General features: G+C 63.3%; 10 protein-coding genes. All 10 read right to left on the bottom strand.

Going from position 1 to position 7,081, the window contains the following annotated elements; translation table 11 throughout:
* The coding region (locus EOA28_RS19075; RefSeq protein WP_148670760.1) for a phosphotransferase at positions 1–288 on the bottom strand (288 nt) is incomplete at its 3' end.
* Positions 289–294: 6 nt separating this feature from the next.
* Positions 295–1,299 (bottom strand): 4-hydroxy-3-methylbut-2-enyl diphosphate reductase, encoded by a 1,005-nt coding sequence (ispH, locus tag EOA28_RS19070; protein WP_042641772.1) that lies wholly within the window; start codon positions 1,297–1,299, stop codon positions 295–297.
* Between the two features lie 75 nt (positions 1,300–1,374).
* Complete coding sequence (locus EOA28_RS19065) at positions 1,375–2,130, bottom strand: SURF1 family protein (RefSeq protein WP_189342103.1); 756 nt, start codon at positions 2,128–2,130, stop codon at positions 1,375–1,377.
* Positions 2,127–2,513, bottom strand: a complete 387-nt coding sequence (locus EOA28_RS19060) for a DUF983 domain-containing protein (RefSeq protein ID WP_127251379.1) — start codon at positions 2,511–2,513, stop codon at positions 2,127–2,129. Before EOA28_RS19060 ends, EOA28_RS19065 begins: the two co-directional genes overlap by 4 nt.
* Positions 2,510–3,016 (bottom strand): L,D-transpeptidase family protein, encoded by a 507-nt coding sequence (locus EOA28_RS19055; RefSeq protein ID WP_127251378.1) that lies wholly within the window; start codon positions 3,014–3,016, stop codon positions 2,510–2,512. Before EOA28_RS19055 ends, EOA28_RS19060 begins: the two co-directional genes overlap by 4 nt.
* 137 nt (positions 3,017–3,153) lie before the next feature.
* Positions 3,154–4,035, bottom strand: a complete 882-nt coding sequence (locus tag EOA28_RS19050; RefSeq protein ID WP_127251377.1) for a cytochrome c oxidase subunit 3 — start codon at positions 4,033–4,035, stop codon at positions 3,154–3,156.
* 1 nt (position 4,036) lies between these two features.
* A complete protein-coding gene (locus EOA28_RS19045) occupies positions 4,037–4,663 on the bottom strand; it encodes a cytochrome c oxidase assembly protein (protein ID WP_127251376.1) in 627 nt (208 codons plus the stop codon).
* Positions 4,663–4,854, bottom strand: coding sequence for a hypothetical protein (locus EOA28_RS19040; RefSeq protein ID WP_127251375.1), 192 nt, complete (start codon positions 4,852–4,854; stop codon positions 4,663–4,665). Before EOA28_RS19040 ends, EOA28_RS19045 begins: the two co-directional genes overlap by 1 nt.
* Positions 4,851–5,795, bottom strand: a complete 945-nt coding sequence (locus EOA28_RS19035) for a heme o synthase (protein ID WP_127251374.1) — start codon at positions 5,793–5,795, stop codon at positions 4,851–4,853. Before EOA28_RS19035 ends, EOA28_RS19040 begins: the two co-directional genes overlap by 4 nt.
* A 70-nt stretch (positions 5,796–5,865) precedes the next feature.
* Positions 5,866–7,081, bottom strand: a 1,216-nt coding sequence (locus EOA28_RS19030) for a cytochrome c oxidase subunit 1 (RefSeq protein WP_148670759.1), incomplete at its 5' end; no start/stop codon positions are given.

The raw sequence follows: 7,081 nt of genomic DNA, 5'->3' as shown, positions 1-7,081 counted from the left end.
GCCGGCGAGCGTGCCGATGACGGTGCCGTCATGCGCCGTGACCGGCAGCGGGCAGGAAATGCCCTTCCTGGCGAGATGGCCCATCAGGCCGAGGAAGAACGGCAGGTCGGCCTTGTCGACGCGCTTCTCGTAAAGCGTCAGGATGTAGGAGCCGGTGGAGGCGTGGACCAGGAAATTGGAATTCTCGGTGCCCTCGGCGATGCCCTTGTAGGAGAGCAGCTCACCCACCGGATAGGCTTTGAGGAATGCGGTCAATTCGCCTTCATTGACGTCGGTGTAGACGGCCATCCGGTTTCACGCCGCTCCATTGACGAAGGCCATGTCGGCCGCCGTCAGTTCGACATCGCGCAGTACCCGCATCACCGGAAAATCCTCCGTTTCCGTGGCCGTGATGGCCAGGTCGATGGTGACGTCGAAACGCTGCCGGAACGCATCGATGATCTCGTCGACGATGATTTCCGGCGCCGAGGCGCCGGCCGACAGGCCAAGTGTCCTGATCCCGGCGATCTCATCCCACGGAATTTCGGCGGCGCGCTGCACGAGAAGCGACATGGTGGCGCCGGCGCGCTCCGCCACTTCGACAAGACGACGCGAATTGGACGAATTGGGCGCGCCGACGATGAGGAAAAGATCGGCGCCGGCGGCCGTCTCCTTCACCGCTTCCTGGCGGTTGGTGGTGGCGTAGCAGATCGATTCGGCCGCGGCCGCGTGCAGTTCGGGAAACCGCTCCTGCAGAGCCCGGATGATGCCGGCAGTGTCCTCGACCGACAAGGTCGTCTGGGTGACGAAGCCCAGCGCCGAGGCGTCGACGGGCACGAAGCGCGCGGCGTCGGCCTCGGTCTCGATCAGCGTCACGGCGCCTTCCGGCAACTGGCCCATCGTGCCGATCACCTCCGGGTGCCCGGCGTGTCCGATCAGAAGCACATGGCGGCCGAGCCGCTGGTGGCGCATCGCCTGCTTGTGCACCTTGGAGACGAGCGGGCAGGTGGCGTCGAGATAGAAGAGATTGCGCGCCTCGGCATCCGCCGGCACCGATTTCGGCACGCCATGCGCGGAAAAGACCACGGGCGACTGACGATGCTCCGGCGGGATCTCGGACAGTTCCTCGATGAAGACGGCGCCGAGGCTCTGCAGCCCTTCGACGACGTAACGGTTGTGCACGATCTCGTGGCGGACATAAACCGGCGCGCCGTATTTCTTCAGCGCCAGCACCACGATCTGGATGGCGCGGTCGACGCCAGCGCAGAAGCCGCGCGGCTGGCAGAGCCTGATCGTCAGCGGTGGCTTTTTCTCAATCATCAAATTCAGGCCGGTTCAGTCGGAAAGCTGGAGGGAAATGAGGTGCGCACCCCTGCCCTGTCAAGAGCGGCCGTTTCACGCTTCTTTCGCCGGGCGGCGCAGACTCAGGATCAGGACGGCGGCGAGAGCGGCGGCCAAGCCATACCAGGTGACCGCGTATTGCAGGTGGTTGTTCGGCAGGTCGATGATGGTGACGCCACCGACCGGCAGGCCGCCGGGATTCGGCGTCTTGTCGGCATCGATGAAGAACGGAACCAGCACGAACCCGGCCGGCAGGCCGGCGGTCGCCGCCATGACATCGCGGTCCTTCCAGTAGAAGATGTTCTTGGCGACATCATTGTCAGGAAGCATCATCGACGGCTTGGTGGGCAGAGGGTTGCGCGCAAGTCCGGTCACCGTCACCTTGCCGGCAATTTCTCCCTGTTGGCGCCTGGCCGGATCCTTGAGATCGTAGGGAACGAAGCCGCGGTTGACGAGCACGAAGCGGCCGCCCTCGAGTTGCAGGGGCGTGTAGACGTTGAAGCCGCTGTCGCCTTGCCAGGTCGAAAAGAAATGCCGTTCGCCCTGGTGCAGAAAAGTGCCCGTCACCGTCACCGGGGTGTAATCGACATCATGGGAAGCGGCGAATTGCTGCTCGACGTCCGCCAGCGGCAACGGAGCGGAATGCGTTCGCTTGTCGATGGTCGCGAGCAGGTCTTCCTTCCAGTGCAGGCGCTGGACCTGCCAGGTGCCGAGCCCGATCAGGATGGCGAACAGGACAAGACCGAGGCCGATGAGCAAGGCCGAACGCGGCCGCGAACGGCCGGCCGCCGAACCGGTCGCCTCGGTCATTCGTGGGATTCCAGCCTGCCCTCGGAGGCTTTCTTCGAGTACTGCAAGGTGATCAGCACGCCCTTGATCAGGCGCAGCGCCGTCAGGCAGAGCACCAGCGCCAGCGGTATCCATAAGATGAAGTGCAGCCAGAGCGGTGGGCTGAACGTCACCTCCATCCAGAGCGCCAGGCCGACGACGAGGAAGCCGATGATCAGGATGACGAACACCGCCGGCCCATCGCCGGCATCGGCGAAGGAATAGTCGAGCCCGCAATTGTAGCAGCGCTTGCCGACGGTGAGGAAGCCCGAGAACAGCTTGCCTTCGCCGCAGCGCGGGCAGCGGCCATGCAGGCCCGCCGAGATCAGGTCGATGGGGGGCCAGATCGCCTTGTCTTCGCTCATTTCATGATCTCGATCGGTGTGCCATCGGCCACCATAGTCCAGATTTCATCCATGTCGGAGTTCGTAACTGCAATACAGCCGTCGGTCCAGTCGACCATTTGAAGCAGCCGGCCGAGCCAGCCGAAACCGTTCGGCTGCCCGTGGATCATGATCGCGCCGCCTGGATCGACGCCGAGGGCCTTTGCCGCCGCCATGTCATCGGCGTTGGGATAGGAGATGTGGATCGACTTGTTGGCGACGCTGTTAGGATTGCGCCAGTCGAGCATGTATCGACCCTCCGGCGTTCGCTCATCGCCTTCCCGATGCTTTTGACCAACCGGATCTCCGCCCAGCGCGATACTGTAGCTGCGCAGGATCTTATCGCCGCCGATCAGTTGCAATTGCCGGTTTGACTTCTCGACGCGCACCAAATCAACCTTCTGCTGCGACAGCACATTGCGTTCAAGCAGCGGAGCCGTCGCGATCAGACGCGCGGCGATGGCCAGAGGAAACTTCACCCACATCGCTCACCGATGGCCGGCCATTGCGCCGAAAAGAAGAAAGGCGGTCGCGTTGCCGCGACCACCTTCAAAACTCCTGAAAAACTGCTGAAAGCAAATTCCGGAGAAATCGCTGCGCGTTTTCCCTGAATTGCTTTTTATCAATGGCCTTCGATCAGCGCGCCGTTCGAGGCCCAGACATAGATGGCGCTGAACAGGAACAGCCAGACCACGTCGACGAAGTGCCAGTACCAGGCGGCAGCTTCGAAGCCGAAATGCTGCTTCGGCGTGAAGTCGCCGCGCATGGCGCGCACCAGGCAGACAGCCAAGAAGATGGTGCCGATGATGACGTGGAAGCCGTGGAAGCCGGTCGCCATGAAGAAGGTGGCGCCGTAGATCGATTCCTTGAACGCGAAGGGCGCGTGCATGTACTCGTAGGCCTGAACCATGGTGAACAGCATGCCGAGGCCGACGGTCAGCACCAGGCCGTTGACCAGGCCCTTGCGATCGCCATGCAGCAGCGCGTGGTGCGCCCAGGTCACCGTCGTGCCCGACAGCAGCAAGATGATGGTGTTGTAGAGCGGCAGATGGAAGGGGTCGAGGACTTCCATGCCCTTCGGCGGCCAAACGCCGCCGGTAAAGGCGGTGCGGGCATACTGGTTTGCCTCGCCGGGGAACAGGCTGGCGTCGAAGAAGGCCCAGAACCAGGCGACGAAGAACATCACCTCGGAAGCGATGAACATGATCATGCCGTAGCGCAGATGCAGCGACACGACGCGCGTGTGGTAGCCTTCATGCGCTTCCCTGATGGTGTCCGACCACCAGGCGAACATCGTGTAGAGCACGATGATCATGCCGATGAAGAACAGCCACGGATTGGCGATGTTGTGGCCGAACACCGGGAAGTTGCCGCCCTTCAGATACTGCATCAGGCAGACGCCGCCGATGGCGGTGACTAGCGCGCCGACCGAACCCAGGAAGGGCCAGGGGCTCGGGTTGACGAGATGGTAGTCGTGGTGTGGTTTTGCGTGCGCGTCTGCCATATCAACCCCCGAGGCTTGCTTCGGAATCTGGAATTTTTTTGCTGCTGCCAGCGGCCGGCGCCGACGAGGCGACCGGCTGTTTCTTTTCGACCGGGAACATCGTGTAGGACAGGGTGATGGTCTTCAAGTCCTTGAGTTCCGGCACGTTGACGATGTCTGGATCGACATAGAACACGACCGGCATGTCCAGCGTCTCGCCGGGCTTCAGCGTCGTGTCGGTGAAGCAGAAGCACTCCACCTTGTTGAAATAGGCGCCGGCCATTTCCGGCTGCACGTTGAACGAGGCGCGGCCGGTGATGGGGCGGTCGAACTTGTTGGTGGCGCTGTAATGCGCCTGCGTCGTCTCGCCGATCTTGATCGTCACCGAACGGGCGACGGGCTCGAACTGCCACGGAATGCCGTTGGTGTTGGCGTCGAAGCGGATGGTGATGTCGCGGTCGAGCACGCGGCCGGCATATTGCTTCTGGGCGCGCTGCGTGGTGCCGCCATAGCCCGTGACCTGGCAGAACATCTTGTAGAGCGGCACGGCAGCGTAGGCCATGCCGACCATGCCGGTGAAAAAGGCGAGGCAGACCGCGGCGACGATGCCGTTGTTCACCTTGCGGGGCTTGCTCACGTCGCCGCCCATCAGCCGCCTCCGAACAGACCCGAGCCGGTCAGGCTCGCGCCATGGTGGCCGAAGCGCGCGATGGTGACGACGTAGAAGATGATGACCAAAGCGGCCAGCGCCAAGCCGATGGCAACGGAACGATTGCGGCGCGCCTTCAGCTGGCGCTCGGTGAGCGTGACCAGTTCGATCTTCTTGTCGGCCACGATCATATCCCCCCCATGACGAGGGCGCGCCCGACCACGCAGTCGACGAGATAGGCGGCGAAGATGGCGAAGAGATAGAGCAGCGAATAGCCGAAGAGCGCCTTGGCCGGCTTCATCGCGCGGTCGCCGTCAGCCATGCCCAGCACTTTCCAGGCATACCAGACGAAGCCTAAGCCCAGCAGCGCGGAAACCACGCCGTAGCCGGCGGTGGTATAGCCGAGCGCCCAGGGCAGCACGCCGATCGGCGCCAGGATCAGCGCATAGGCAAAGATCTGCCGGCGCGTCGAGGCCTGGCCGGCCACATTCGGCATCATCGGGATGCCGGCGCGGGCGTAGTCATCGGACTTGAACAGCGCCAGCGCCCAGAAATGCGGCGGCGTCCACAGGAAGATGATCAGGAACAGGATCACGCTTTCGAGGCTGACCGATCCGGTCACGGCGGCCCAGCCGATCACCGGCGGGAAGGCGCCTGCGGCGCCACCGATGACGATGTTCTGCGGCGTCCAGCGCTTCAGCCACATCGTGTAGATGACGGCATAGAAGAAGATGGTGAAGGCGAGAAGCGATGCCGACAGCCAGTTGACCAGCACGCCGAGCGTCATCACCGACAGCACCGACAGGACCAGCCCGAAGGTCAACGCCTCGCCTGGCGTGACGCGGCCCGCCGGCACCGGGCGGGATGCCGTCCTGGTCATCACCGCATCGATATCGGCGTCGTACCACATGTTGAGCGCGCCGGAGGCGCCGGCGCCTATGGCGATTGCCAGGATGGCGACCATAGCGATCAGCGGATTGATGGCGACGGGCGCGGCGACCAGGCCGACAAAGGCGGTGAAGACGACCAGCGACATGACGCGCGGCTTCAACAGGGCGAAGTAATCGCCCGCTGTCGCTTCCGAGATGCGAAAGCCCGCGTCCTTCATCAATCTGTGGTCGGCAAGGGCCATGCGTACTTAAAGTCCATCATTCCGTTGGCCAAGACCGCCGGCTGTCCGGCGATCTCGTGATAGGGCTGCCTTACTTGATCTTCGGCAGCTGTTCCCACTGGTGGAACGGCGGCGGCGAAGGCAGCTGCCATTCGAGCGTCGTGGCACCCTCGCCCCACGGGTTGGCGCCGGCGACGCGCTTCTTCTGGAAGGCTTCGAACACGCCGTAAAGGAAGATCGCGACGCCGACGGCCGCGATATAGGAGCCGTAGGACGAGATCATGTTCCAGCCGGCGAACGCGTCAGGATAGTCGACTGTGCGGCGCGGCATGCCGGCGAGGCCGAGGAAGTGCTGCGGGAAGAAGATCAGGTTGACGCCGACGAAGGTGACCCAGAAGTGGGTGTTGGCGATCACCGGCGAGTACATATAGCCGGTCATCTTCGGGAACCAGTAGTACCAGCCGGCGAAGATCGCGAACACGGCGCCCAACGACAGCACATAGTGGAAGTGGGCGATCACGAAATAGGTGTCGTGCAGCGAACGGTCGAGGCCGGCATTGGCCAGCTGAACGCCGGTGACGCCACCGATGGTGAACAGGAAGATGAAGCCCAGCGCCCACAGCATCGGCGGCTTGAAGGAGATCGAGCCGCCCCACATGGTGGCGATCCAGGAGAAGATCTTCACGCCGGTCGGCACCGCGATGACCATGGTGGCGAACACGAAATAGCGCTGCGTGTCGAGCGACAGGCCGGTCGTGTACATGTGGTGCGCCCAGACGATGAAGCCGACCGCGCCGATCGCGACCATGGCGTAGGCCATGCCGAGATAACCGAAGACGGGCTTCTTCGAGAAGGTCGAGACGATGTGGCTGATGATGCCGAAGCCCGGCAGGATCAGGATGTACACTTCGGGGTGGCCGAAGAACCAGAACAGGTGCTGGAAGAGCAGCGGGTCACCGCCCTGGTCCGGCACGAAGAAGGCGGTGCCGAAATTGCGGTCGGTGAGCAGCATGGTGATGGCGCCCGCCAGGACCGGCAGCGACAAAAGCAGCAGGAAGGCGGTGATCAGCACGGCCCAGGCAAACAGCGGCATCTTGTGCAGCGTCATGCCGGGAGCGCGCATGTTGAAGATGGTGGTGATGAAGTTGATGGCGCCGAGGATCGACGAAGCGCCGGCAATGTGGATCGACAGGATCGCAAGGTCCATCGCGGGACCGGGCTGGCCTGACGTCGAAAGCGGCGGGTAGATCGTCCAGCCGCCGCCCACACCGAAGGCACCTGGCGCGCTCGGCACGAACATCGAGGAG

Source organism: Mesorhizobium sp. M2A.F.Ca.ET.067.02.1.1 (genome assembly GCF_004023285.1).
Lineage (GTDB): Bacteria > Pseudomonadota > Alphaproteobacteria > Rhizobiales > Rhizobiaceae > Mesorhizobium.
The sequence above is the reverse complement of the archived record's forward strand: the minus strand, read 5'-3'. Positions and strand labels throughout refer to the sequence as shown.

What these genes read in the sequence shown, in the direction of transcription:
- EOA28_RS19060 (WP_127251379.1), bottom strand. Translation starts at nt 2,513, where the DNA reads ATGAGCGAAGACAAGGCGATCTGGCCCCCCATCGACCTGATCTCGGCG.
- EOA28_RS19050 (WP_127251377.1), bottom strand. Translation starts at nt 4,035, where the DNA reads ATGGCAGACGCGCACGCAAAACCACACCACGACTACCATCTCGTCAAC.
- EOA28_RS19035 (WP_127251374.1), bottom strand. Translation starts at nt 5,795, where the DNA reads ATGGCCCTTGCCGACCACAGATTGATGAAGGACGCGGGCTTTCGCATC.
- EOA28_RS19065 (WP_189342103.1), bottom strand. Translation starts at nt 2,130, where the DNA reads ATGACCGAGGCGACCGGTTCGGCGGCCGGCCGTTCGCGGCCGCGTTCG.
- EOA28_RS19040 (WP_127251375.1), bottom strand. Translation starts at nt 4,854, where the DNA reads ATGATCGTGGCCGACAAGAAGATCGAACTGGTCACGCTCACCGAGCGC.
- EOA28_RS19055 (WP_127251378.1), bottom strand. Translation starts at nt 3,016, where the DNA reads ATGTGGGTGAAGTTTCCTCTGGCCATCGCCGCGCGTCTGATCGCGACG.
- ispH (WP_042641772.1), bottom strand. Translation starts at nt 1,299, where the DNA reads ATGATTGAGAAAAAGCCACCGCTGACGATCAGGCTCTGCCAGCCGCGC.
- EOA28_RS19045 (WP_127251376.1), bottom strand. Translation starts at nt 4,663, where the DNA reads ATGGGCGGCGACGTGAGCAAGCCCCGCAAGGTGAACAACGGCATCGTC.